Genomic DNA, 22,366 nt, shown 5'->3' with positions numbered 1-22,366 from the left:
CGAGGCAATGAGAGCGACCGTCGCCGGGCTGCACGCCGAACTGGTGCACTACGGCCTGGTCGTCTGGACCGCGGGCAACGTCTCGGGCCGCGTCCCGGGCGAGGACCTGTTCGTCATCAAGCCGTCCGGGGTCTCCTACGACGAGCTGACCCCGGAGAACATGGTCGTCTGCGACCTCGACGGCAACCTCGTCGAAGGGGTCCACGCGCCCTCCAGCGACACCGCCGCGCACGCCTACGTCTACCGCGAGATGCCCGAGGTCGGCGGCGTCGTGCACACCCACTCGACCTACGCCTCGGCGTGGGCGGCCCGCGGCGAGCCCATCCCGTGCGTGCTGACGGCGATGGCCGACGAGTTCGGCGGCGAGATCCCGGTCGGCCCGTTCGCGCTGATCGGGGACGACTCCATCGGCCAGGGCGTCGTGGAGACGCTCAAGGGGCACCGCTCGCCGGCCGTCCTCATGCAGAACCACGGCGTCTTCACCATCGGCAAGGACCCCAAGGCCGCGGTCAAGGCCGCCGTGATGTGCGAGGACGTGGCCCGCACCGTCCACGTGTCCAGGCAGCTCGGCACGCCGCTGCCCATCGGCCCGGCCCACATCGACCGCCTGTACGACCGCTATCAGAACGTCTACGGACAGAGGAGCCCGCGTTGAACATCTGGTTTCTGACCGGCAGCCAGGGACTGTACGGCGAGGACACGCTGAGCCAGGTGGCCGAGCAGTCGCGGCGCATCGCCGAGCAGCTTCCCGTGCCCGTGCAGTGGCGGCCCGTGCTGACCGACGCCGCCGCGATCAGGCGCGTCATGCTGGAGGCCAACGCGGACGACGAGTGCGCCGGCGTCATCGCCTGGATGCACACCTTCTCCCCGGCCAAGATGTGGATCGCCGGCCTCGACGCGCTGCGCAAGCCGCTGCTGCACCTGCACACGCAGGCCGACGTCGAGCTGCCGTGGAGCTCCATCGACATGGACTTCATGAACCTCAACCAGGCCGCGCACGGCGACCGCGAGTTCGGGTTCGTGCAGACCCGGCTCGGCGTGCCGCGCAAGACCGTCGCCGGGCACGTCAGCGACCCGGCCGTCGGCGCGCGCGTCGAGGCGTGGGCGCGGGCGGCCAGGGGCGTGGCCGAGGTGCGGGCGCTGCGGCTGGCCCGCTTCGGCGACAACATGCGCGACGTGGCCGTGACCGAGGGCGACAAGGTCGAGGCACAGCTGCGGTTCGGCGTCTCGGTCAACACCTACGGCGTCAACGAGCTGGTCGAGGCCGTGGACGCGGCCTCCGACGCCGACGTGTCGGCACTGGTCAAGGAGTACGCCGAGCTGTACCGGGTGGCCCCCGAGCTGCTCGGCGAGCGCCACGAGTCGCTGCGGTACGCCGCCAGGATCGAGCTCGGCCTGCGCGGCTTCCTGGAGCGCGGCGGCTTCCGCGCCTTCACCACGAACTTCGAGGACCTCGGCGGCCTGCGCCAGCTCCCCGGCCTGGCCGTGCAGCGCCTGATGGCCGACGGCTACGGCTTCGGCGGCGAGGGCGACTGGAAGACCTCGGTCCTGCTGCGCACCCTCAAGGCCATGAAGCCGGGCGGGACGTCGTTCATGGAGGACTACACCTACGACCTGACGCCCGGCAACGAGCTCATCCTCGGCGCGCACATGCTGGAGGTCTGCCCGTCCGTCGCCGCCGGGACGCCGTCGTGCGAGATCCACCCGCTGAGCATCGGCGGGCGGGAGGACCCGGTGCGGCTGGTGTTCGACGCCGCGCCCGGCCCCGGCATCGTCGTCGGCCTGGCCGACATGGGCGACAGGTTCCGCCTGGTGGCCAACGAGATCGACGTCGTCGCGCCGCCGCAGCCGCTGCCGAAGCTGCCCGTGGCCCGCGCCGTCTGGTCGCCGCGGCCGAACCTGCGCACCTCGACCGAGTCCTGGCTGACCGCCGGGGCGCCGCACCACACCGTGCTGTCCACGGCCGTCGGGCGCGAGGAGCTGACCGACCTGGCCGACATGCTCGGCGTGGAGCTGCTGGTGATCGACAAGGACACCACGACGGCGCAGTTCACCAAGGAGCTGCGCTGGAACCAGGCGTACTACCGGCTCGCCCAGGGCTTCTAGTCCTCCGGCGGCTTCTTCGGGGCGTTCCTGCGCTGCTCCTCGGCGCGTTCGCGGCAGCGGCGCAGGAACTCGGCGTCGTCGTCGGGGTCGGTGGCGGCGAACCGCCCCGGGCGGTCGTACTCGGGGAACGCGCTCGGGCGCGAGGCCGCCTGCGGGGCGCGTTCCGGACGGCCGGCCAGAAGCCAGACGACCGAGCCGACCAGCGGGAACAGCAGGACCACCAGCACCCATACGATCTTGGGCAGGTTTCTGCAGACCGCGTCCGGCGTGGTGATCACGTCGAAGAGGCAGTAGAGCCACAACACGAGGGTGGCCAGGCCCATGGCCTCGGACAGATACAGCACGGGGCCGAACGTAGTGACGGGCGGGGGAGTCGGCAAGGGAAACCGGATGAATAGGGTGAAGCCGTGATGTTGACCAACTGGGCGGGCAACACCGCCTTCCGGGCGCGGGGCGTCCACCATCCCGCCTCGCTCGACGAGCTGCGCGGTCTGGTGGCCGAGAGCGACCGGGTGCGGGCCCTGGGCAGCGGTCATTCCTTCAACGACGTCGCCGACACCACCGGCGACCTCGTCGTGCTCGACCGCATGCCCGCGACGATCGAGATCGACAGCGCGGCGCGCAAGGTCCGGGTCGCGGCCGGCACCACGTACGCGCGGCTGGCCGAGGCGGTGCACGCGGCCGGGTTCGCGCTGGAGAACATGGCCTCGCTGCCGCACATCTCGGTCGCCGGCTCGGTCGCGACCGGCACGCACGGCTCCGGCGACGCCAACCGCTGCCTGGCCGCCGCCGTGTCCGGGCTGGAGCTGGTCACCGCCGACGGCGCGCTGCTGTCCTTGTCGCGCGGGGACGACGACTTCGCCGGCGCGGTCGTCTCGCTGGGCGCCCTCGGCGTTGTCCACACGCTGACGCTCGACCTTGTACCGGCCTTCGAGCTGCGCCAGTACGTCCGCGAGGGCCTGACGCCCGACGCGCTCGACGGATTCGACGACATCATGGCGAACGGCTACAGCGTCAGCCTGTTCACCGACTGGCGCGACACCCGGATCTGGCTCAAGCGCCGCGAGCAGTTCACCGCCGGCTCCTGGCACGGCACCCGCCCCGCCCCCGAGCCCCGCCACCCGCTGCCCGGGATGCCCGCCGACGCCTGCACCACGCAGCTCGGCGTGCCGGGCCCCTGGCACGAGCGGCTGCCGCACTTCCGGCCCGACGCCCCGCCGAGCGGCGCCGGCGACGAGCTCCAGTCGGAGTTCCTGCTGCCCCGCGCGCACGCGGTCGCCGCGCTGCGCGAGCTGTACGCCGTCGGCGACCGCGTCCGCCCGGCCCTGCAGATCTCGGAGGTGCGCACGATCGCCGCCGACGACCTGTGGCTCAGCCCCTTCCGCGACCGCGACAGCGTCGGCGTGCACTTCACCTGGATCAGGGACGTCGCCACCGTGCTCCCGGCGATCGACCTGGTCGAGCGGACGCTCGCCCCCTTCGACCCGCGGCCCCACTGGGGCAAGCTGTTCACCCGCCGCCCCGGCTGCCCCGCCGGCTTCCGCGAGCTGGCCGGGCGGCTGGACCCGGCGGGCAAGTTCGCCAACGACTTCGTCCGGCTACTGCCGGGGGAGTAGCGGCCCGTGCCGGGCATGCGCCCGCCGTCGTAGCGGGCCACCGGTCCGGCGGACGATGTGCCGGCCGGGCGGTCGCGGCATCGTGGAGCGCATGACCGATCACCCGTTCAGATTCGGGGCCGTCGCCGGTTACGCCCCCACCGCGCAGGCCTGGACCGGGCTGGCCCGCAGGGTCGAGAGCCTGGGCTTCTCCACCCTGCTCGTCCCCGACACGCTCGGGACGCTGTCGCCGTTCGCCGCCGCGGCCGCGGCCGCCGCCGTCACCACGACGTTGCGCGTCGGCACGTACGTGATCAGCGCCCCCTACCGCACGCCCGAGACCGTCGCCTGGGAGACCGCCACCCTGCACACCCTCACGGGCGGACGCTTCGAGCTGGGGCTGGGCGCCGGGCGTCCGGGCGCCGAGCAGGACGCGGCGGCGCTCGGCGTGCCGTTCGGCACCCCTGCCGAGCGCGTGGCACGCCTGGCCGCCACGATCGACGCGGTCAAGGACGTGCCGATCCTGGTCGCCGCGACGGGCGCGCGCGTGCTGGGGCTGGCCGCGCGCACGGCCGACACGGTGGCGCTCGGCGTGCCGCCGCAGCACACCGAGGACCAGGTCGCCGCCAAGCTGGACGAGCTGTACGAGCTGGCCGGCGACCGCTTCCACGACCTGGAGCTCGGCATGAACCTGGTGGCCGCCGGCGGCGAGCCGCCCGCCTGGCTGGCCGGCCGCTTCGGCCCGCTCGGCCCCGAGGCCACCGGCCTGCTCACCGGCACCCCCGACGAGATGGCCGACGTCCTGAGGCGGCGCAGGGACCGGCTCGGGATCTCGTACGTGACGGTGAACGCCCAGTTCATCGACGCCTTCGCGCCCGTCGTGGAACGTCTGGCCGGTACCTGACGGAAGCTGACAGGTAAGACCGGCACGATGTTTCCCATGACCGCACAGGGAACCTTCGACACCGCCGGCTGGGACGCCAAGCCGCCCTTCGACGACCGCGACGGCGTCGCGCTCGGCCTCGTCAGCATGACCAAGACCTTCCACGGCGACCTGACCGGGACGAGCGTCGTCCACCTGATGGTGGCCTCGACCCCGGTGGAGGACTCGCGCGCCTACGTGGCGCTGGAACGCATCGAGGGCGCTTTGGAGGGCAGGAAGGGCGGCTTCGTCGTGGCGCACCAGGCGCTGAGCGACCGCGGAGGCCAGTCGCTCATCATCACGATCGTGCCCGACTCGGGCGTCGGCGAGCTGACCGGCATCACGGGACGGATGAACATCACCATCGCCCCGGACGGCTCGCACTCCTACACCCTGGACTACGAGCTGCGGGAGCGGAAGTGACCCGGGCGAACGCCCGGGTGGATGAGGGGTGGAGCTATGGGGATTCGAACCCCAGACCTCCTCCATGCCATGGAGGCGCGCTACCAACTGCGCCATAGCCCCTTGCTGCGGTCACAAGTGTATCGGACTCCGGGACCCGCCACACACATGCGCGTACCAGGCATACGCTGAGTCAAATCTTGCTACTCTCCGTGCCATGTCCAGCGTGCAGGCCGTCCCGTTGACCCCGCGGTGCGCGAAGATCCTCGCCGCTCGCGAGCATGCCGTCGTCGAGGTCAGCGCGTTCAACGGGTTCTTCACCCTGCGGGCCATCCGCAGCCTGCTGGAGTGGGCGACCCGCACGTTCACCGGCGTGCACGTGCTCGTGCCGGGCGTCGAGCTGGCCGGCACGCTGGTCGCGCGCGGGCTCCCGTCCGGGGCGGCGCTGATCAAGGCGCGGTCGGCGGCCAACAACACGCGCAACCGGGTGATCCGGGTGCTCGAAGGCATGGGCGCGGCCAACGCCACCGTCTTCGACTGGAACGAGCTGGCCGGCAACCGCGCCTACCGGCGCTCCCGGCGGGAGCTGGAGCGGCTGGCCGCCAAGGACGCCGCGTTCCGCGCCCGGTGCGTGGCGGCGGTGCTGCCGAGCGTCGGCGGCCAGGAGCTCACCCCCGAGCAGGCCGCGAACGCGCTGCCGTTCCTGCTGGCCGGGCTGCCGCTGGTGCTGAACAGCCCGGCGATCCTGCGCACGGGCTCGTCGGTGTTCTGCCACCCCGAGCCCATGCCGCTGGTGGGGGAGCTCTACGCGGGCACACTGCCCGTCTCGCGCTCGCCCCACCAGGGCTTCGTCGCCTCCCGGCCGGCTCCCGACCCCGCCTGACCCCGCCGGGCGGTCAGCCGACCGAGCGGGCCTTGTCGATCAGGGTGACCAGTTCGGCGACCATCGGGTCCTCCGAGGTCCGCGCCAGGCGCCCGGCGTGCTCGCGCAGCGCCGGCAGGTCCAGGCCGAACGCCTTCCTGTCGCGCAGGTAGACCGCGAAGGCCGCGACCACCACGTCCACCTGCAGCCGGACCGGCGTACCGGTCCAGATCGAGGCGTTCAGCTCGTCGGCCCGCAGCGACTTGCCGGCCTCGGAGGCCGCCCGGGTGTCGGGGTCCTGCCAGCGTACGGTCGCCTGGGCGAGCTGTCCCCGCGCGCCCGGCTTGAGGTGCAGGGCGTACAGGGCTGTGACCGAGTGGCCGGGGCCGATCTCGCCGCCGTCGCGGCTGTCGTCACGGAACTCCTCGGCCGACATCGCGCGGTTCTCGTAGCCGATGAGCTGGTAGCTCTCCACGACCGAGGGGTTGAAGACGACCTGCGCCTTGGCGTCGCGGGCCCGTACCTCGATGGTGGCCGGGAGCTGGGTGGTGAAGACCTTCTCGGCCTCCTGCTCGGAGTCCACGTAGACGGCCATGCCGTCGCCGTTGTCGGCCAGCTGCTCCATCAGCTCGTCGCCGTAGTCGCGGCCGACGCCGACGGTGAGCAGCGTGACCTGCTTGCCCGCGTACTCCTTGACCTGTTCCACGATGGACCGCCACTCTGTGTCGCCCTGGTTGGCCAGGCCGTCGGAGAGCAGGACGACCCGGTTCGTGGCGGCGGCCCGGAACGCCTGGGACGCCTCCCGGTACCCGGCCAGGACGCCGCTCTGCAGGTTCGTGCCGCCGGCGGTGGCCAGCTCGTCCACCGCGGCGTGGAGCTGGCTCCTGGCGGTGAGCGGCGTCATGGAGGCCAGCACCTCCGCCTCGTCGCTGAACGCCACGAGCGACACCTGGTCGCCGGGCGCGAGCTGGTCGAGCAGCTTGTGCAGGGCCGACTTGACCAGGTCGAGGCGGCCGGTCTCGGCCATCGAGCCGGAGACGTCGACCACGAACGTGAGGTTGGCCGGGCGGCGCGCGGCCGAGTCGGAGGCGCGGGTCTGCAGGCCCACGCGGAGCACGGCCTCGTCGCGGCCAGGCAGCCGGGCGCCGTCCACGTGCACGGCGAAGCCGTCGTCGGAGGGCTGCGCGTAGTCCTGCCCGAAGGCGTTGACCCACTCCTCGGGGCGGATCTCGCCGGGCGCGGGCCAGCGCCCTTCCTGGAGCGTACGGCGGGCGTAGCCGTACGAGGCCGTGTCCACGTCCAGGGCGAAGGTGGAGATCTGCGCCTTGGTCGTGTCCTGCTCGGATTCCTGGGTGCCGGCCGGGGACGCGCTCGGCGCGGGTTGACGCTGCGTGTCGGACAGGGGGGCCCGCGCGGCGCTGCCGCTGGACGATCCGCCGGAGCCGCCGCACGCGGCGAGTCCGAGAAGCGCGGCGAGCCCGACGCTGATGGCCAGGGGACGAATGGCTAAGGGGCGACATCTCATCACAACCACCTCCGCGTCCTATGACGGAGATCCGTGTGGGAGCGGCCGGGCCGGAGACGCAAGCGAGCGCAAACCGCGATCGTCACGTGATCAGTTGTGACAAATCAGGATTGATGGGATGGACGGGGCTGAGCGGCGCGGACGGTCGCGCGGGCCCGGAGGAGGCCGCCGTCGCCCCGCCGTTACCGGCCGTCGCCCGGTCGTTATCGACCTTCGCCCGCCCGTCGCCCGGTTGTCGCCTGGTTGTCGGGCCGGTCGTCGGCCGGTCGCGTCACCAGTGCAGCAGGAGCAGTTCGGCGGAGAAACCGGGCCCCAGGGCCATCAGGACGGCGGGACGCCCGGGGTGCCCGCGGGTCTCCTGGAGCACGTGGAGCACCGAGACCGACGACAGGTTCCCGTACGTCCGCAGCGACCGCCAGGTCACGTCCAGGGCCCTGGGATCGAGATCGAGGCTCTGCACGATCTTGTCGATGACCTTGGGGCCGCCGGGGTGGCAGATCCACGTCGGCACCTGGTCGGGGGTCAGGCCGTAGTCGGCCAGGAAGGCCCTGATGTCGTCGGCCAGCACCTGGTCCACGAAGTGGGTGAGGTCGGCGTCGAGCACGATGTGGAAGCCGTGGTCGCCCACCTCCCATCCCATCAGGTGCTCGGTGTCGGGGTAGAGCCTGCTGCGGGTGGCGACGACCTCGGGGCCCCGGCCGCGCCCGGTGGCCACGACGGCCGCCGCGCCGTCCCCGAACAGGCCGCTGGCGATCATGTTGGCGATCGAGGAGTCGTCGCGCTGGATGGTCAGCGAGCACAGCTCCACGCAGACCAGCACGGCGGCGTGGTCCGGCCAGCCGCGCAGATAGTCGTGCAGACGCGACAGGCCCGAGGCCCCGGCGGCGCAGCCGAGGCCGAACACGGGCACCCGCTTGACGTCGCCGCGCAGCCCGAGGCGCTGGGCGAGCCTGGCGTCCAGCGAGGGCGTGGCCAGGCCGGTGGTCGAGCAGAACAGCAGGTGGTCGATCTTCCCCGGCGGCACGTCGGCCTTTTCGAGGGCGCCTCGGACGGCCTGTTCGCCCAGGTCGAGGGCGATCTCGACGTACATGGCGTTGGCGCGGGCGAAGGAGTCGAGCTTGGTGTAGCCGTCCAGCGGGAGTGCGAGGTTGCGGCCCACGACGCCGGTGGCCGCGTGGAAGCGCCGCAGCAACTCCTCGTCGCAGTCCGTCAGACGGGAGAACGCTTCGGTGATCTCCGCCTGCTCGTAGCGGTGATCGGGGAAAACGGTCTCTACCCCCGAAATATGCATATATCACTCCTGCCGCAGGGAGCGAAGCGCTAACCTGCTCGCGCCGGATATGGGCGGTTAATATGCGGATGTGCCGCTTCCGTCCTCCGGCCGACCGCCCTCGACCCCCGCCGCCCCGCGTCCGGCCCCCGCCCCGCCGCCGGTTCCGGTTCCGCTGCCGGTTCCCGCCCGGTTGCCCACGGTCGCCGTGCTGGCCTTCGACGGGATGGCGCCGTTCGAGCTGGGGTGCGTCGTGGAGTTCTTCGGGCTGCCCCGGCCCGAGCTGGACGTTCCCTGGTACGACCTCAAGGTGTGCGCCGAGACCGCCGAGCCGCTGCGCGTGGTCGGCGGGTTCACCATGCAGGCCGCGCACGGGCTCGACGTCCTGGCCGGGGCCGGGACGGTGATCGTGCCCGGCGTGGCCGACGTCCGGGGCGAGGTCTCGGGCGAGCTGGTCGAGGCGCTGCGCCTGGCCCACGGCCGGGGCGCCCGGATGGTGTCGATCTGCTCCGGCGCGTTCGCGCTGGCCGCCGCCGGCCTCCTGGACGGCCGTGAGGCCACCACCCACTGGAGGTACGCCGACCTGCTCCAGCGGCGCTTCCCCGCGGTCCGCGTCAACCCCTCGGTCCTGTACGTGGACGGCGGCGACGTGCTGACCAGCGCGGGCAGCGCCGCCGGCCTCGACCTGCTCGTCCACCTGGTACGCAACGACCACGGGCCGAACGTGGCCAACGCGGTAGCCCGCCGCCTGGTCGTCCCGCCGCACCGGGAGGGCGGTCAGGCCCAGTTCATCGAGGCCGCCGTCACGCCCGTGGCCGACGACGGCGGCGTGGCCAGGGCGATGGGATGGGCGCTCGACCACCTGGCCGAGCCGATCGGCGTGGCGGACCTGGCCGCGGTGGCGCACATGTCGCAACGCTCGTTCATCAGGCACTTCAAGCGGCAGACCGGGACCAGCCCGCTGCGGTGGGTGATCTCGCAGCGGGTGGCGGCGAGCCTGCCGATGCTGGAGACGACGGCGGTGCCGGTGGAGGAGATCGGGGCGGCGGTCGGGTTCGAGAGCCCGGCGACGTTCCGCCACCACTTCACCCGCGCGATGCGCACCTCACCCTCCGCCTACCGCCGCGCCTTCGGCCCCTGACTCAACCCGTCGCCGTGTGGCCGGGGCGGGGGAGCAGGCCGTCCACCAGGGCGCGCAACCCCAGCTCGTAGGTGTCCTCGGCGGTGAGCTCGGCCCAGCGGCCGCCCAGCTCGGCCAGGCGGGGCAGGGCGGCCGGGTCGAGGCCGGCGAAGACCTGGTCGCGGTAGGTCGGCCCGCCCTCCTCGCGCCTGCGCCCGGCCGCCGCGCGGACGGCGATCTCGCCCGCCGTGTAGTGCCAGATGATCCGGTAGAGGTGCACGGCGCGCTCGGCCGTCAGGCCCGCGCCGAGGGCCGCGTCGATGATCTTCTCCGGGTACCACAGCGCGCCGACCGCGAGCAGGTCGTCGGCGCGCAGCACGTCCACCGCCCAGGGGCAGCCGGCCACCGCGTCGCGCATGGCCAGGGCCACCACGACCACCCGGTCGCGCGGGTCGGCGGGCAGATCGGGGCGCGGCAGCCCGGCCGCGTACTCGTCGAGCAGGAGCAGCAGCAGCTCCTCCTTGTCGCGGACGTGGTGGTAGAGCGCCATCGGCGTGCTGCCGACCTCCTTGGCCAGCCTGCGCATGGTCAGCCCGCCGACGCCGTCGGCCTCGATGACCCGGTGCGCCGCTGCCACGATGTCCGCCCGCGAGATCCGGGGCGGCCTTCCAGTGCGTGCGGGCATGCCGCCATGTTACTTTCTATACATGTATAAAAAGACATCTCCCTGGACGCCGGTGGTGGTCCTGGCGTTCGCGGTCGCCGTCGGGTCACTTCAGATGACCGTCGTCGTCCCGATGCTCCCGCTGCTCCAGAGGCAGTTCGGCGCGTCACCCACCTCCGTCTCCTGGACGCTCACCGCCGGCCTGTTGTCCGGCGCGGTCGCGATCCCGCTGCTGTCCCGGCTCGGCGACATGTACGGCCGCCGCCCGGTTGCCCTGTCCGCGCTCGCCCTGCTCGTGGCCGGTGCGGCGGTCGCCGCGCTGTCCGGCGCGCTCGGCGCGGTCGTCGCCGGGCGGGTGCTGCAGGGCGTGTCCGCCGCGCTGCTCCCGCTGGCCATGGGGCTGGCCAGGCAGGCGGTCCCCGCCCACCGGCTGGCCACGGCGATCGGCGTGCTCAGCGCCACGATCGGCGTGGGCAGCGGCGGCGGCATGATCCTGGCCGGGCTGGTCGGCGGCGACCACCGGGCCATGTTCTGGATCCTGGCGGCGCTGGGCGCGCTGAGCTTCGTGCTGGTGGCGGCGCTGGTGCGGGAGGCCGTGCCGGCCGGGCGGGCGGGGCGTCCCGACCTGGTGGGGGCCGTGCTCGTCGCCGGCTGGCTGGTCTGCCTGCTGCTCGCGATCAGCAAGGGCGGCGCCTGGGGCTGGACGTCGCCGCCGACGTCGGGCCTGCTCGCGGGGGCGGTCGTGCTCGCGGTGGCGTGGGTGGTCACGGCCCGGCGCACCGCCTCGCCGCTGATCGAGATCCCCATGCTGCTGCACCGGGGCACGGTGGGGGCCACGGTGGCCTCGTTCCTCATCGGGTTCGCGCTGTTCGGGGCGATCACCACGCTGTCGGCGGTCGCCCAGGGCGCCCTCGGTGCCTCGGTGCTGCAGGTGGGGCTGTACCTGCTGCCGACCACGGTGCTGATGCTCGCCGTCTCGATGCTGGCCGGGCCGCTGATGCGGCGCTTCCCGGCCGCGGCGCTGGTCTCCGGCGGCTCCGCGCTGGTCACCGCCGCCGCGGTGTGGCTGGTGGTCTTCCGCGACACCGCCGCCGACCTGTACGGGGCCGCCGCCGTCCTGGGCCTCGGCGTCGGCCTGGTGTACGCGGCGCTCGGCACGATGGCCGTCGAGCACGTCGAACCGGCCAAGACCGCGGCGGCCGGAGGCGTGAACGCGCTGGTCAGGGTCGTGGACAGCAGCCTGGCCGGAGCCGTCGGCGCGGCCGTGTCGGCCGCGGGGGGAGCGGGCTGGAGCTTCGGCGTCGCCGCCGGGGCCGCCCTGCTGGCCGCCGTGTTCGCGGCCGTCCACCGGGCGAGGGCGGTGGCGTGGGCATGAGCGGGGAACAGCGCCTGATCGCGTGGGGTGACGAACTGGTGAAGCTGCACGACGGCTTCCGGCGGGAGCTGGCACGTCTGCGGGCCGGCGGCGAGGGGTTCGACCTGCGCACGCACTGCCTGGCCTTCTGCGCCGCCCTGCACGCCCACCACGAGGGCGAGGACGCGGTGCTGTTCCCGCACCTGGCCGCCGAGCGTCCCGAGCTGGCCGACGTCCTGGCCCGGCTGGGGGCCGAGCACCGCGTGGTGGCCCGGCTGGTGGCCCGCGTCCGCGACCTGGCCGGCACGGACGGGGGCACGGACGCGAGCGCGGGCGACGAGCTCGACCGGCTGGCCGCCGAGCTGGAGGCCCACCTGGACTACGAGGAGGAACAGCTCGTCCCGCTCCTGAACGGCATGACCTCGATGCCCGACAACCTCTGAGCCCGCCGCCCGCCGCCCGCCGCCCGCCGCCCGGCGTCAGCGGGTGACGGGCGGGTTGAAGCGGTGGAGTTCCGGCGGGGTCCAGCCCGCCCCGACCGTGCCGTCCACCTCCGTGTACGCGGTCAGCTCGAACCGCACCGACCGCTGCTCCGCGGCCCAGTCCACCTCCGCCCGGCCGGTCAGGTGGAGGGTCCGGCCGGCGTCCCAGTCGACGAACAGCAGCCCGGCGGCCGGGTCGAGCTCCAGGTTGCCGAGCGTCATGTACATCGAGTTGCCGACGTAGTCCGGGAACTCCAGCGACCCCGGCCCGGTCACCCGGACGAACCCGGGGTTGCCGCCCCGGTGGGAGACGTCGGCCCCCAGGCCCGCGGCGCGGGTGGCGATGAAGAACGTGTCGGCCCGCTCGATCCACTCGACGTGGCCCGGCGCGAGCCGCGTCCCGCCGCCGACGACCTCCGGGACGCCGGGCGCGGCGGTGGGCTCGCGCGCCTGGATGTACTTGGGGCAGTTGGCGTACACCTGCTCCGTCCAGATCACCAGGCCGTCACCCGCCTGGACGGCGGTGCCGTTCACGCGCATCCGGCGCCGGGTGCGCGGCTCGATGGCCAGCAGCCCGATGTCGCGTTCCGCCGTGAACAGGCCGCGCAGCGGCGCCGCGGGCAGGGCGCGGACGGTGATCGTGCGGTCGTCGTCGGCGTCGGCGAACCCCGGCTGCCCGGTCAGCACGTCGGCCCACACCTGGCCGAGGTCGTCGGCCGCGCCCGCGACCAGCAGGTGCTGCGCCCGCAGGAACGCGGCGGCCACCTCGGGGATCTCGGGGCGGGTGCGCGAGCTGCCGAACGCGCCCGGCGTCCGCACCCCGGCGCGGGCCTGGACGGCGATCTCCCCCGGATGTCTCATTTAGAAGAATCCGCAGGTGGGAGCGCCGGCCGTGGGAGCGGGACGGTCGCCCGCGGCGCCGGGGGCGGAGATCTCCAGCCGGATGCCGTCGGGGTCCTCGAAGAACACGCCGCCGGAGGAGGCGCCCTCGCCGTGCGGGACCACGCCGTCGTGGTGCAGCTTCGCGCCGATCTCCCTGATGACCTGCTCGGCCCTGCGCACCGCGTCGAGGTCCTCGACCTGGAAGGACAGGTGGTGCAGGCCGGGCAGGGCGGTGGGGAAGCGGCCGTCGCTCTGCTGCCAGAGCGTGACGACCAGCTTGCCGTCCTGGGCGAGGAGGGCGTAGCGGCGGCCGTCCTCGGCGGACTCGTGGGCGACGGTGAAGCCGAAGACGCGGCCGTAGAACTCCTTCGACCTGTCGAGGTCGGTGACGTTGAGCCCGACGTGCCCGGTCCGGAATGACATGCGACTCTCCTCGTCTAACGGTTGCACGACTGATTGGCCGTTAGAAATCAATATAACGGCAAAAGTGGGTCGTTGGCGTTAGAGAGGGCTATTTCTTGTGTTCCCGGTAGTGCCGCGCCGCCCGCGCGCGGTTGCCGCACGCCGGTGAGCACCACTCCTGGCGCGGGTGCTCCTTGACGAAATAGAGCACGCAGCGCGGGGCCCCGCAGGTGCGGAGCAGGGCGCGGTCGGGCCCGGCCAGGAACTCCACCGCCGCGACGGCGAGCCGCCCCCGCAGGCGCGTGGACGGGTTCGCCTTGGTCGCGGGGGCCATGGTCAGCGCCGGCTCGCCGGTCCATGACAGTTGCGGGGCCGTGGGAGCGGCCAGGGCGGTGGCGTTGACCAGGGCCAGCGACTCGGCGAAGCCGGGCAGGGTGGCCGCGTCCGCGACGCTCGGCGGCTCCGGGGCGATCGCCCTGGCCAGCAGCGCCCGGACGGCCTGGCGCAGCCGTACGGTCTGCTCGCGCAACTCCTCCGTGGCGGTGAAGCCGGGCGGCAGGTCCAGGTCGGCCGCGTGCTGGCGCAGCCATTCGGTCATCGCGGCGGCGTCGCGCAGCCGGTCGACGGGCCCGGAGCGGTCGGCCCTGACCGTGCCGGCGAACTCCATGGTCAGCGTGGTGGACATCTCTCCAATCTAACGCCTGCTCGATCGGGCGGCCGTTAGGTAAAGAATTGCTTGTTCAGAAAGATTACGCGATCAGAAAAAATACGTACTCTGAAAGAGTGACCGGATTGAGGGAACGGAAGAAGCAGGCGACCCGCGAGGCGCTGATGGACGCGGCGCTCCGGCTGGCCCTGGAGCGCGGGCTGGAGAACGTCCGGGTGGAGGACGTCGCCGAGCTGGTCGGCGTGTCGCCGCGCACGTTCAACAACTACTTCTCCAGCAAGTACGAGGCCCTCGCCGCCCGCCACACCGACCGCGTCCGGCGGACGGTGGCCGTGCTGCGCGCCCGCCCGGCGGCCGAGCCGCTGTGGGAGGCGCTGATCGCGGCCGTCGCCGAGCCCTGGGAACACGCCTTGACCAGCCCGGGGCCGCCCGACGCCGACCGGCTGGCCCTCACCAGGCTGCTGGCCGAGGAGCCCGCGTTGCGCGCCGAGGCGCTGAAGGCCCAGTTCGCGGCCGACGGCGAGCTGGCCGCGGCCGTGGCCGAGCGCACGGGCACCGATCCGGACGAAGACCTCTACCCGCACCTGGTGGCGGCCACGGTGAGCGCCGCCGTGCAGGTGGCCGTCGGCCACTGGCTGCGCTCCGACCCGCCCGTCCCGCTGGTGCCGGTGCTGCGCGAGGCGCTGCACCGCCTGGCCGCGGGGCTGCCCGCCCCCCACCCCAGAACGGAAGGAGAGACCCCATGACCTCGACAGACGCCGCGGTCGCGGACGTCGTCATCGCCGGCGCCGGGCCCAACGGCCTGATGCTGGCCTGCGAGCTCAGCCTGGCCGGAGTCCGGCCCGTCGTGCTCGAACGCCTGCCCGCCCGCAGCGGCCGGCCCAAGGCCAACGGCATCATCGGCCAGGTCGTCGGCCTGCTGCACCAGCGCGGGCTCGCCGCGGCGCCCGCGCCGGTGCCCGCGTTCGTCTTCGGCGCCATGCCGCTCGACCTGGCCGGGCTCGACGGCAACCCGCTGCGCGCGCTGCCCGTCCGGCAGCCGGAGCTGGAGGAGCTGTTCGAGCGGCGGGCCACCGAGCTTGGCGTGCAGATCCGGCGCGGCCACGAGCTGACCGGCTTCGAGCAGGACGCCGAGGGCGTCACGCTCGCGGTGACGGGCCCCGAAGGCCCCTTCGAGCTGCGGACGCGCTACCTGGTGGGCTGCGACGGCGCACACAGCCTGGTCAGGAAGCGGGCCGGCATCGGCTTCCCGGGGGTGAGCGCGCCCGACGTCGTCAGCCGCACGGCCCACGTCACCGTGCCGGGAGCGGTCGTGCGGCCCGGCACGGCCGAGATGGAGGCGCCCGGCCACGGCACGTTCGCGCTCTACACCTGGCACCGGACCGAGCGCGGCGCGTACGCGATGCTCCCCACGGGGCCGGGCGAGCTCTCGGTCACCGCGATGGAGTGGGGCTGCGAGGTCCCCGGCGACGACGTGCCGATGACGATCGGCGAGCTGCGCGCGAGCCTGGCCCGCGTGCTCGGGGCCGACCTGCCGCTCGCCCCGCCCACCGGCGAGGGCCCCCACCTGCTCCGGCGGCTGAACGGCCGCGAGACCCGGGTGGCCGACCGCTACCGGGCGGGCCGCGTCCTGGTGGCCGGCGACGCCGCCCACGTGCACTCGGCCATGGGCGCCCCCGGGCTCAACCTCGGCCTCCAGGACGCCGCCAACCTGGCCTGGAAGCTGGCCGCCGAGCTCCAGGGCTGGGCGCCCGAGGGGCTGCTCGACACCTACGACGCCGAGCGCAGGCCCGCCGCCGAGCGGGTGGCCCTGCACTCCAGCGCCCAGCTCGCCCTGGCCGCGCCGGGCCCCGACGTGACCGCCCTGCGCACGCTGTTCGCCGAGCTGCTGGACGACGACGCCAACCGGCGGCGCGTCGCGGCGCTCATGGCGGGCTCCGACCTGCCCTACCCGACGCCCGGCAGCGGGCATCCCCTCGCCGGCCGGTTCCTGGCCGATCTGCCCGCCGAGCCCGCCTCCCGGGCCCGTCCGCTGCTGCTCGACCGCACCGGCGAGCTGCGCGTGCGCCACGAGCGGGTCGAGACGGTCACCGTGCCGTCGTGCCCGGCCGAGGCCGTGCTGGTCCGCCCCGACGGCTACGTGGCCTGGGCGGGCACGCCGGACGAGACGCTGACGCGGGCGCTAGAGACCTGGTTCGGCAAGGGTGTCGAGGTGGCGGCGTAGACAGCGGCGCATCAGGCCGGGCGTCATCCGCTCGGGGTGCAGCACGCCCTCGACCGTGAGCCCGTCGATCAGCGCGCACAGCCGTTCGGTCTCCACCTCGACGTCGGCGTCCAGGCGGCCGTGCGCGGCGATGCCCTCGATGATCCGGCCGACCAGGCGGCGCATGCCGTCGTACGCCTCGCGGGCCTGCGGCCGCAGCTCCGGCCGGGTGCGCGCGGCCGTCGTGAAGGCCAGCCAGACCGCCGCCTCCTCCAGCCGCGGCTCGTCCAGGGGCAGCAGCTCCGACAACATCTGCTCCACCAGCTCGGCCCGCTCCTCGCCGTTCCGCGCGGCGAGCAGCGGGCCGACGCGTTCCTCCAGCCGCGCGCTGATCCGCTCGATCGAGGCGCGCATCGCGAAGGTCATCAGCTCGGTGTGCCCGGCGAAGTAGTGGCGGACCGAGCCGATGGCGAGCCCGGCCTCCTCCGCCACGTTCCGCAGCGACGCCTGCTCGAACCCGGCGCGGCGCACGACCCGGAACACGGCGTCGGCCACCTCGTCGCGGCGGGCCTCGGGATCCACGACTTTCGGCATGTTGTCCTTTATAGCACGGCCCTGCTAATTTATTTAGCATGGACGTGCTACTAATCGCCGCACTCGTCGTCTACTCCGTGGCCCGCCGCATGATCGGCCAGCCGCTCGTCGCCAAGGACGTGTACGCGCCGCCGGTCATCCTCATCGGCATCGGCCTCCACGGCCTGCTCGACCTGCGCCCCACCGCGCTCGACATCATGTGGCTGGCGGTCACCGCCCTGATCGGCGTCGCCTTCGGCGCCCTGCGTGCGGCCACCACGCAGGTCTTCCCCAAGGACGGCGTGCTCTGGCAGCGCTACACCTGGCGGACGCTGGTCGTGTGGGTCGTGACGTTCGCGATCAGCTTCGGCGTGGGCGCGCTGGCGCTGGCCACCGGCATGCATGAGGAGGTTCGCTCGATCCCGCTGTCGATCGGCGTCGGCCTGCTCGGCGAGGCCCTGGTGATCCTGGCCAGGTCGCGGACGGCGGGCGTGCCGTTCAGGCGTTAGTCTGCGGTCAGAACAACATTCTGTGCACGAGGAGAGCCATGCCGGACAACCTCATCTTCCGCCTGCCGCCGACGTTCGAGACGATCGAGGAGGAGCGGCGGCACCGCAAGGAACGCCTCGCGGCGGCGCTGCGCATCTTCGGCAGGTTCGGGTTCGAGGAGGGCGTGGCCGGGCACATCACCGCCCGCGACCCCGAGCTGAGCGACCACTTCTGGGTCAACCCGTTCGGCATGTCGTTCAAGCACGTCAGGGTCAGCGACCTCATCCTGGTCAACCACGAGGGCCAGGTCGTCGAGGGCCGCTACCACGTCAACGAGGCCGCCTTCGCCATCCACTCGCAGGTGCACCAGGCCCGTCCCGACGTCGTCGCGGCCGCCCACAGCCACTCGATCCACGGCCGCGCCCTGTCGGCGCTCGGCCAGACCATCGAGCCCATCACCCAGGACGCCTGCGCCTTCTACCAGGACAACGCGCTGTTCGACGACTACACGGGCGTCGTGACCGACCTGGAGGAGGGCAAGCGCATCGCCGCGACGCTGGGCGGCAACAAGGCCCTCGTGCTGCGCAACCACGGCCTGCTGACCGTCGGCGACACGGTCGACGCGGCCGCCTGGTGGTTCATCACCATGGAACGCTCGGCCCAGGTGCAGCTCCTGGCCAAGGCCGCCGGGCAGGTCGTGCCCATCGAGGCCGACAACGCCGCGCTCACCCACCAGCAGATCGGCAACGACCTGGTCGGCTGGATCAACTACCAGCCGCTGCACGACCAGATCGTGCGCGAGCAGCCCGACCTGTTCGAGTAGGGGCTCTCAGGAGCTGCGGAAGGTGTGCCGGTAGGTCAGCGGCGCGACGCCGACGGCCGCGTGCAGGTGCTGCCGGAGCGAGACCGCCGTGCCGAAGCCGGAGCGCCTGGCCACCTCCTCCACGCCGAGGTCGGTGGTCTCCAGCAGCCGCCTGGCGTGGCGGACGCGGTGGCCGGACAGCCATTTGGCCGGGCTCATCCCGGTCTCCTCGCGAAAGCGCCTGGTGAAGGTGCGCACGCTCATCCTGGCGTGGGCGGCCAGCACGGCCAGGTCGAGCGGGGCGTCGAGGTGGGCCAGCATCCAGTCGCGGGTCGCGGCGGTGCCGCCGGCCCCGTCGTGCGGCAGGGGGCGCTCGATGTACTGCGCCTGGCCGCCGTCCCGCCAGGGCGGCATCACGCAGCGGCGGGCGGCCCGGTTGGCCACCTCGGTGCCGTGGTCGCGCTTGATCACGTACAGGCATAGGTCGAGGCCCGCCGCGACGCCGGCCGAGGTCAGCACGTCGCCGTCGTCCACGAAGAGCACGTCGGGGTCCAGCTTGACCTGGGGGAACAGGGCGGCGAACCGGGCCGCCTCGCGCCAGTGCGTGGTGGCCGGACGGCCGTCCAGCAGGCCCGCCGCGGCCAGCACGAACGCGCCCGTGCAGATCGACATGACCCGCGGCCGGTTTTGCAGGGCCCCGCGCAGGGTGGCGGTGATCGTGCCGTCCTTCATCGCCCGTCCCGCGTGGATGCCGGGGACCAGCACCGTGTCGGCCGTGTCGAGCACGTCGAGGTCGTGGTCGGGCAGCACGGTGTAACCGGCCGTGCAGCGGACCGGCTCGCGGTCGGGGGAGCAGGTCACGACCTCGTAGAGCTTCTCGCCGTCCGGCGTCTCGGCCGACTCGAAGACCTGGCCGGGCACGCCGAGGTCGAGCGGGGCGAAGTGGTTCAGCACGACGACCGCGACACGATGGGCCATGGCCCGATTCTTGCACATATTGGCTTTCGGGCCACTCGCGCCGTCAAAATGCGATGAATCAGGATTGGCGCATGACGTTGAGCACCACCCCCGCCCCCACGCGGACCCGCCGGATCCACCGCGCCTGGTGGGTCGCGGCCGTGGCCTTCGTGGCCATCCTCGGCGCGGCCGGCTTCCGCGCCACCCCCGGCGTGCTGATCACCCCGCTGCACGACGAGTTCGGCTGGAGCACGGGCACGATCTCGCTGGCCGTGTCGATCAACCTGGTGCTCTACGGGATGACCGCGCCCTTCGCCGCCGCGCTGATGGACCGCTTCGGCATGCGCCGCGTGGTGTCGCTGGCCCTGCTGCTGGTCGCGGTGGGCAGCGGGCTCACCGTGATCATGACGGCGAGCTGGCACCTGCTGCTGTTCTGGGGCGTGTTCATCGGGCTCGGCACCGGGTCGATGGCGCTGGTGTTCGCCGCCACGGTGACCGACCGCTGGTTCGTCCGGCACCGGGGGCTGGTCACCGGCATCCTGACCGCGGCGGGCGCGACGGGGCAGCTCATCTTCCTGCCCGTGCTGGCCTGGCTCGCCGAGGGGCCGGGCTGGCGGGTGGCCTCCCTGACGGTGGCGGGCGCCGCGCTCGCGGTGGTGCCGTTCGTCTGGTGGCTGCTGCGCGACCACCCCGAGGAAGTGGGCACGACGGCGCTCGGCGCCGAGGCGGGCGCCGTACGGACCGGGCCGGCCGGCGGGAACGCGGCGGCGCGGGCGCTGACGGTGCTGCGCTCGGCCGCGCGCACGCGGCCCTTCTGGTTCCTCGCCGGCGGCTTCGCGATCTGCGGCATGAGCACGAACGGCCTGGTCGGCACGCACTTCATCCCCGCCGCGCACGACCACGGCATGGCCGAGCCGGTCGCCGCCGGCCTGCTCGCGATCATCGGGATCTTCGACATCGCCGGGACGGTCGCCTCCGGCTGGCTCAGCGACAAGGTCAACCCCAAGCTGCTGCTCGGCGTCTACTACGGCCTGCGCGGCCTGTCGCTGATGCTGCTGCCCGGCCTGTTCGCGGCCACCACCGAGCCCAGCATGCTGATCTTCATCGTGTTCTACGGCCTGGACTGGGTGGCCACCGTGCCCCCGACCGTCGCCCTGTGCCGCCAGATCTACGGCCAGGACGGCGCGGTCGTGTTCGGCTGGGTGTTCGCCTCGCACCAGGTGGGCGCCGCCGTGGCCGCCGTGGGCGCCGGCCTGACCCGCGACCATCTCGGCGCCTACGACCTGGCCTGGTACGCCGCCGGCGCCCTCTGCCTGCTGGCTGCGGGAATGTCCCTGGCCATCCGGCATGCTAGACGGTGATGAACGAGACCGAACTGATGGTCCTCCCCCTCGTGGTCAGGATCGAGAGGGCCGCTCCCCCCGAGCGCACCGACGCGCTGGAGGCCGCCGCCATGGCCGTGCTGAGCCTGCTGGACGACCCGGGGGAGTGGGCCGCCGAGCTGCACGCCTGGCAGTCCACCGGCAAGATCCGCAAGGTGGTGCGGCGCGCCAGGGGCGCCGAGTGGCGCAGGGCCGCCGCGCTCCCCGGCCGCACGGTCGAGCACCGCACGGCGCAGGTGCGGGTGCACCCGCCCGTCCCGCTCGACGCCTGGCCCAAGGATCTGGCCCGGCTCCAGGTGGGCGGCACCGAGCTGAGCGACGCCGCCGAGCCCGGCGACCCGCCCTCCGGCCCGCCGGTCCTGTGGGAGAACCCCGTGCTGACCATGTCGGCGGGCAAGGCCATGGCCCAGGCCGGGCACGCCGCGCAGCTCGCCTGGTGGGCCAGCGACGAGGCCGAGCGGGCCGCCTGGCGGGCGGACGGCCTGGCGGTCTCCGTGCGCGCCGCGCCCGGCAGGGACGACTTCGACGCCAAGGTGGCCGCCGGGCTGCCCGTGGTGCGCGACGCCGGGTTCACCGAGATCGAGCCGGGTTCGTGCACGTTCGTCGCCGAGGCGCCCTGGCTCCTGGGGCGGGTCGCTAGATCGTGAAGACGTCGGCCAGCACGCCGCCCGCCGGGGTGATCCGGGCGGGCGACGGGCTGTCGTAGACGACCATGAGCCGGCCGTCGGGCAGCACGGCCAGCCCCTCCGGATGGTCGTCGCCGACGCCGTAGGGCAGCTCCAGGACCGTCTCCAGGTCGTGCGCGGGCACCAGCCCGCCGCCCTGCCGCTCCCGCCAGCGCACGACCCGAACCGGGCCGTCCAGGCTCATCGTGGGCCCGGTGAGCAGCAGGAGGTCGCCGCCGTGCGGGCACATGTCCCGCACGCCCAGCCCGCCGAGGTCCAGGAAGTGCTTGCGGTACGGCCCGTCGAGCCGTAACCGGCCGCCGCCGTCGTCGTCCACCGGACGGATCTCCAGCACCACGGCCCAGCCGCGCAGCACCGGCCCGCGCAGCCCGAGGTAGACCCGTTCCCCCACGACCGCGATGCCCTCGATGTCGAGCCCGTTGTCCTTGCCCGGCAGCGCCAGGAACGGCGCCAGATGGCGGTCGCCGGACAGCATGGCGGCGACGTTGCGCTCGCCGGACAGGATCGCGCCGGGCAGCGGACGTTCGCCGGTCGCGTCCAGCGGCAGGCGGACCAGGATGAACCGGTTCTCCTCGCGGACGACCGTGCCCAGCCGCCTGATCGACTTCTCCGGGCTGCCCGGCTTGGCCTTGCGGCGCTTGAGGCTGTGCGAGCCGACCGCCCACAGATGGCCGTCGGCCCTGGCCAGGCCCTCGATGTCGGCCTCGTCGAAGCGTCCGGCGGGCAGGTCCACGTAGTCGGCCAGGAAGAAGGAGCGCTCGTCGCCGAAGTGGTCGCCGGTCCAGGTGAGCCGCTCGACGGTGGCGGTCTCGTCGCCGGCCACCCACAGTCCCGACGGCTCCCACCTGACCGCGGAGAGATTCGTGTGCGTCTGGGCGAACCGGGAGTCCTCGCCGAACCGCAGTTCCACCTGTTCCACCCCGCCATGATTGCACTTCGGTCGCTTCACACACGCAATGGCGGGATATGTCGTACGCTCCCGTCGTGCTCCATGGGGAAGATGAGACCGAGGGTTCACGAG

General features: G+C 73.2%; 25 protein-coding genes and 1 tRNA gene. 15 read left to right on the top strand and 11 right to left on the bottom strand.

Features of this window, described 5'->3' with window-relative positions; all coding sequences use genetic code 11:
• Nucleotides 1-7: 7 nt before the first annotated feature.
• Together ACIBQ6_RS45570 and araA are read left to right on the top strand one after the other, a co-directional pair.
• Nucleotides 8-655, top strand: a complete 648-nt coding sequence (locus ACIBQ6_RS45570) for an L-ribulose-5-phosphate 4-epimerase (protein WP_397218969.1) — start codon at nt 8-10, stop codon at nt 653-655.
• Entirely contained in the window at nt 652-2,106 is a 1,455-nt protein-coding gene (gene araA, locus ACIBQ6_RS45565) for an L-arabinose isomerase (RefSeq protein ID WP_397218968.1), read from the top strand. Before ACIBQ6_RS45570 ends, araA begins: the two co-directional genes overlap by 4 nt.
• Here araA and ACIBQ6_RS45560 read toward each other — a convergent pair.
• Entirely contained in the window at nt 2,103-2,450 is a 348-nt protein-coding gene (locus ACIBQ6_RS45560) for a PLDc N-terminal domain-containing protein (RefSeq protein WP_358284049.1), read from the bottom strand. The two genes, araA and ACIBQ6_RS45560, sit on opposite strands and share 4 nt — an antisense overlap.
• 66 nt (nt 2,451-2,516) lie before the next feature.
• On the opposite strand from ACIBQ6_RS45560, the gene ACIBQ6_RS45555 reads away from it, so the two are divergent.
• The 3 genes from ACIBQ6_RS45555 to ACIBQ6_RS45545 all read left to right on the top strand — a co-directional run bounded on the left by ACIBQ6_RS45555 (nt 2,517) and on the right by ACIBQ6_RS45545 (nt 5,046).
• Nucleotides 2,517-3,722 carry an FAD-binding protein gene (locus tag ACIBQ6_RS45555; protein WP_397218999.1) on the top strand — a complete coding sequence of 402 codons (1,206 nt, stop codon included), beginning with the start codon at nt 2,517-2,519 and terminating at the stop codon, nt 3,720-3,722.
• Nucleotides 3,723-3,813: 91 nt separating this feature from the next.
• Nucleotides 3,814-4,605: an LLM class flavin-dependent oxidoreductase gene (locus tag ACIBQ6_RS45550; RefSeq protein WP_358284051.1), complete on the top strand. Its 792-nt coding sequence runs from the start codon at nt 3,814-3,816 to the stop codon at nt 4,603-4,605.
• A 36-nt stretch (nt 4,606-4,641) separates the two neighbouring features.
• The gene (locus tag ACIBQ6_RS45545; protein WP_358284053.1) at nt 4,642-5,046 is read left to right on the top strand and encodes a DUF3224 domain-containing protein; all 405 of its coding nucleotides are present in this window, start codon (nt 4,642-4,644) and stop codon (nt 5,044-5,046) included.
• 29 nt (nt 5,047-5,075) lie between these two features.
• Here the strand turns inward: ACIBQ6_RS45545 and ACIBQ6_RS45540 are convergent.
• Nucleotides 5,076-5,148: transfer RNA gene (locus tag ACIBQ6_RS45540), tRNA-Ala, on the bottom strand.
• Nucleotides 5,149-5,242: 94 nt separating this feature from the next.
• Here ACIBQ6_RS45540 and ACIBQ6_RS45535 point away from each other — a divergent pair.
• The gene (locus ACIBQ6_RS45535; protein ID WP_358284056.1) at nt 5,243-5,908 is read left to right on the top strand and encodes a tRNA-dependent cyclodipeptide synthase; all 666 of its coding nucleotides are present in this window, start codon (nt 5,243-5,245) and stop codon (nt 5,906-5,908) included.
• A gap of 13 nt (nt 5,909-5,921) precedes the next feature.
• Here the strand turns inward: ACIBQ6_RS45535 and ACIBQ6_RS45530 are convergent, their stop codons facing one another.
• Together ACIBQ6_RS45530 and ACIBQ6_RS45525 are read right to left on the bottom strand one after the other, a co-directional pair.
• The gene (locus ACIBQ6_RS45530; RefSeq protein WP_358284058.1) at nt 5,922-7,412 is read right to left on the bottom strand and encodes a von Willebrand factor type A domain-containing protein; all 1,491 of its coding nucleotides are present in this window, start codon (nt 7,410-7,412) and stop codon (nt 5,922-5,924) included.
• Nucleotides 7,413-7,683: 271 nt separating this feature from the next.
• Nucleotides 7,684-8,703, bottom strand: coding sequence for a 3-oxoacyl-[acyl-carrier-protein] synthase III C-terminal domain-containing protein (locus ACIBQ6_RS45525; RefSeq protein WP_358284061.1), 1,020 nt, complete (start codon nt 8,701-8,703; stop codon nt 7,684-7,686).
• A gap of 172 nt (nt 8,704-8,875) precedes the next feature.
• Here ACIBQ6_RS45525 and ACIBQ6_RS45520 point away from each other — a divergent pair, with 172 nt between their 5' ends.
• Entirely contained in the window at nt 8,876-9,823 is a 948-nt protein-coding gene (locus ACIBQ6_RS45520; RefSeq protein ID WP_358284063.1) for a helix-turn-helix domain-containing protein, read from the top strand.
• A gap of 1 nt (nt 9,824) precedes the next feature.
• Here the strand turns inward: ACIBQ6_RS45520 and ACIBQ6_RS45515 are convergent, their stop codons facing one another.
• On the bottom strand, nt 9,825-10,487 hold the full coding sequence (locus ACIBQ6_RS45515; protein ID WP_397218967.1) for a TetR/AcrR family transcriptional regulator: 663 nt from the start codon (nt 10,485-10,487) through the stop codon (nt 9,825-9,827).
• 22 nt (nt 10,488-10,509) lie between these two features.
• Here ACIBQ6_RS45515 and ACIBQ6_RS45510 point away from each other — a divergent pair, with 22 nt between their 5' ends.
• Nucleotides 10,510-11,841 (top strand): MFS transporter, encoded by a 1,332-nt coding sequence (locus ACIBQ6_RS45510; protein WP_397218966.1) that lies wholly within the window; start codon nt 10,510-10,512, stop codon nt 11,839-11,841.
• Nucleotides 11,838-12,263, top strand: a complete 426-nt coding sequence (locus tag ACIBQ6_RS45505) for a hemerythrin domain-containing protein (protein ID WP_397218965.1) — start codon at nt 11,838-11,840, stop codon at nt 12,261-12,263. Before ACIBQ6_RS45510 ends, ACIBQ6_RS45505 begins: the two co-directional genes overlap by 4 nt.
• Nucleotides 12,264-12,299: 36 nt before the next feature.
• Here the strand turns inward: ACIBQ6_RS45505 and ACIBQ6_RS45500 are convergent, their stop codons facing one another.
• The 3 genes from ACIBQ6_RS45500 to ACIBQ6_RS45490 form a co-directional block, all read right to left on the bottom strand.
• Entirely contained in the window at nt 12,300-13,163 is an 864-nt protein-coding gene (locus ACIBQ6_RS45500; protein WP_358284071.1) for a pyridoxamine 5'-phosphate oxidase family protein, read from the bottom strand.
• Nucleotides 13,164-13,607 carry a VOC family protein gene (locus ACIBQ6_RS45495; RefSeq protein WP_364329419.1) on the bottom strand — a complete coding sequence of 148 codons (444 nt, stop codon included), beginning with the start codon at nt 13,605-13,607 and terminating at the stop codon, nt 13,164-13,166.
• Between the two features lie 88 nt (nt 13,608-13,695).
• Entirely contained in the window at nt 13,696-14,271 is a 576-nt protein-coding gene (locus ACIBQ6_RS45490) for a CGNR zinc finger domain-containing protein (protein WP_397218964.1), read from the bottom strand.
• Between the two features lie 98 nt (nt 14,272-14,369).
• On the opposite strand from ACIBQ6_RS45490, the gene ACIBQ6_RS45485 reads away from it, so the two are divergent.
• Together ACIBQ6_RS45485 and ACIBQ6_RS45480 are read left to right on the top strand one after the other, a co-directional pair.
• Nucleotides 14,370-14,999, top strand: coding sequence for a TetR/AcrR family transcriptional regulator (locus tag ACIBQ6_RS45485; RefSeq protein ID WP_387663470.1), 630 nt, complete (start codon nt 14,370-14,372; stop codon nt 14,997-14,999).
• Entirely contained in the window at nt 14,996-16,477 is a 1,482-nt protein-coding gene (locus ACIBQ6_RS45480) for an FAD-dependent monooxygenase (RefSeq protein ID WP_397218962.1), read from the top strand. The genes ACIBQ6_RS45485 and ACIBQ6_RS45480 overlap by 4 nt, the downstream gene beginning before the upstream one ends.
• On the opposite strand, the gene ACIBQ6_RS45475 is transcribed toward ACIBQ6_RS45480, so the two are convergent.
• The gene (locus tag ACIBQ6_RS45475) at nt 16,436-17,050 is read right to left on the bottom strand and encodes a TetR family transcriptional regulator C-terminal domain-containing protein (RefSeq protein WP_358284086.1); all 615 of its coding nucleotides are present in this window, start codon (nt 17,048-17,050) and stop codon (nt 16,436-16,438) included. The genes ACIBQ6_RS45480 and ACIBQ6_RS45475 overlap by 42 nt on opposite strands.
• Nucleotides 17,051-17,088: 38 nt before the next feature.
• On the opposite strand from ACIBQ6_RS45475, the gene ACIBQ6_RS45470 reads away from it, so the two are divergent.
• Nucleotides 17,089-17,538, top strand: coding sequence for a hypothetical protein (locus ACIBQ6_RS45470; protein ID WP_358284089.1), 450 nt, complete (start codon nt 17,089-17,091; stop codon nt 17,536-17,538).
• A gap of 38 nt (nt 17,539-17,576) precedes the next feature.
• The gene (locus ACIBQ6_RS45465) at nt 17,577-18,341 is read left to right on the top strand and encodes a class II aldolase/adducin family protein (protein WP_397218961.1); all 765 of its coding nucleotides are present in this window, start codon (nt 17,577-17,579) and stop codon (nt 18,339-18,341) included.
• Nucleotides 18,342-18,347: 6 nt separating this feature from the next.
• On the opposite strand, the gene ACIBQ6_RS45460 is transcribed toward ACIBQ6_RS45465, so the two are convergent.
• The gene (locus ACIBQ6_RS45460) at nt 18,348-19,298 is read right to left on the bottom strand and encodes a GlxA family transcriptional regulator (protein WP_397218960.1); all 951 of its coding nucleotides are present in this window, start codon (nt 19,296-19,298) and stop codon (nt 18,348-18,350) included.
• 71 nt (nt 19,299-19,369) lie between these two features.
• On the opposite strand from ACIBQ6_RS45460, the gene ACIBQ6_RS45455 reads away from it, so the two are divergent.
• Nucleotides 19,370-20,638, top strand: a complete 1,269-nt coding sequence (locus ACIBQ6_RS45455) for an MFS transporter (protein WP_358284095.1) — start codon at nt 19,370-19,372, stop codon at nt 20,636-20,638.
• Nucleotides 20,638-21,306: a peptidyl-tRNA hydrolase gene (locus ACIBQ6_RS45450; RefSeq protein WP_358284098.1), complete on the top strand. Its 669-nt coding sequence runs from the start codon at nt 20,638-20,640 to the stop codon at nt 21,304-21,306. Before ACIBQ6_RS45455 ends, ACIBQ6_RS45450 begins: the two co-directional genes overlap by 1 nt.
• Here the strand turns inward: ACIBQ6_RS45450 and ACIBQ6_RS45445 are convergent.
• Nucleotides 21,296-22,264, bottom strand: coding sequence for a DUF3616 domain-containing protein (locus ACIBQ6_RS45445; protein WP_397218959.1), 969 nt, complete (start codon nt 22,262-22,264; stop codon nt 21,296-21,298). The two genes, ACIBQ6_RS45450 and ACIBQ6_RS45445, sit on opposite strands and share 11 nt — an antisense overlap.
• Nucleotides 22,265-22,366: the final 102 nt, after the last annotated feature.

This window comes from Nonomuraea sp. NPDC049655, from assembly GCF_044465465.1.
Classification (GTDB): domain Bacteria; phylum Actinomycetota; class Actinomycetes; order Streptosporangiales; family Streptosporangiaceae; genus Nonomuraea.
The sequence above is the reverse complement of the archived record's forward strand: the minus strand, read 5'-3'. Positions and strand labels throughout refer to the sequence as shown.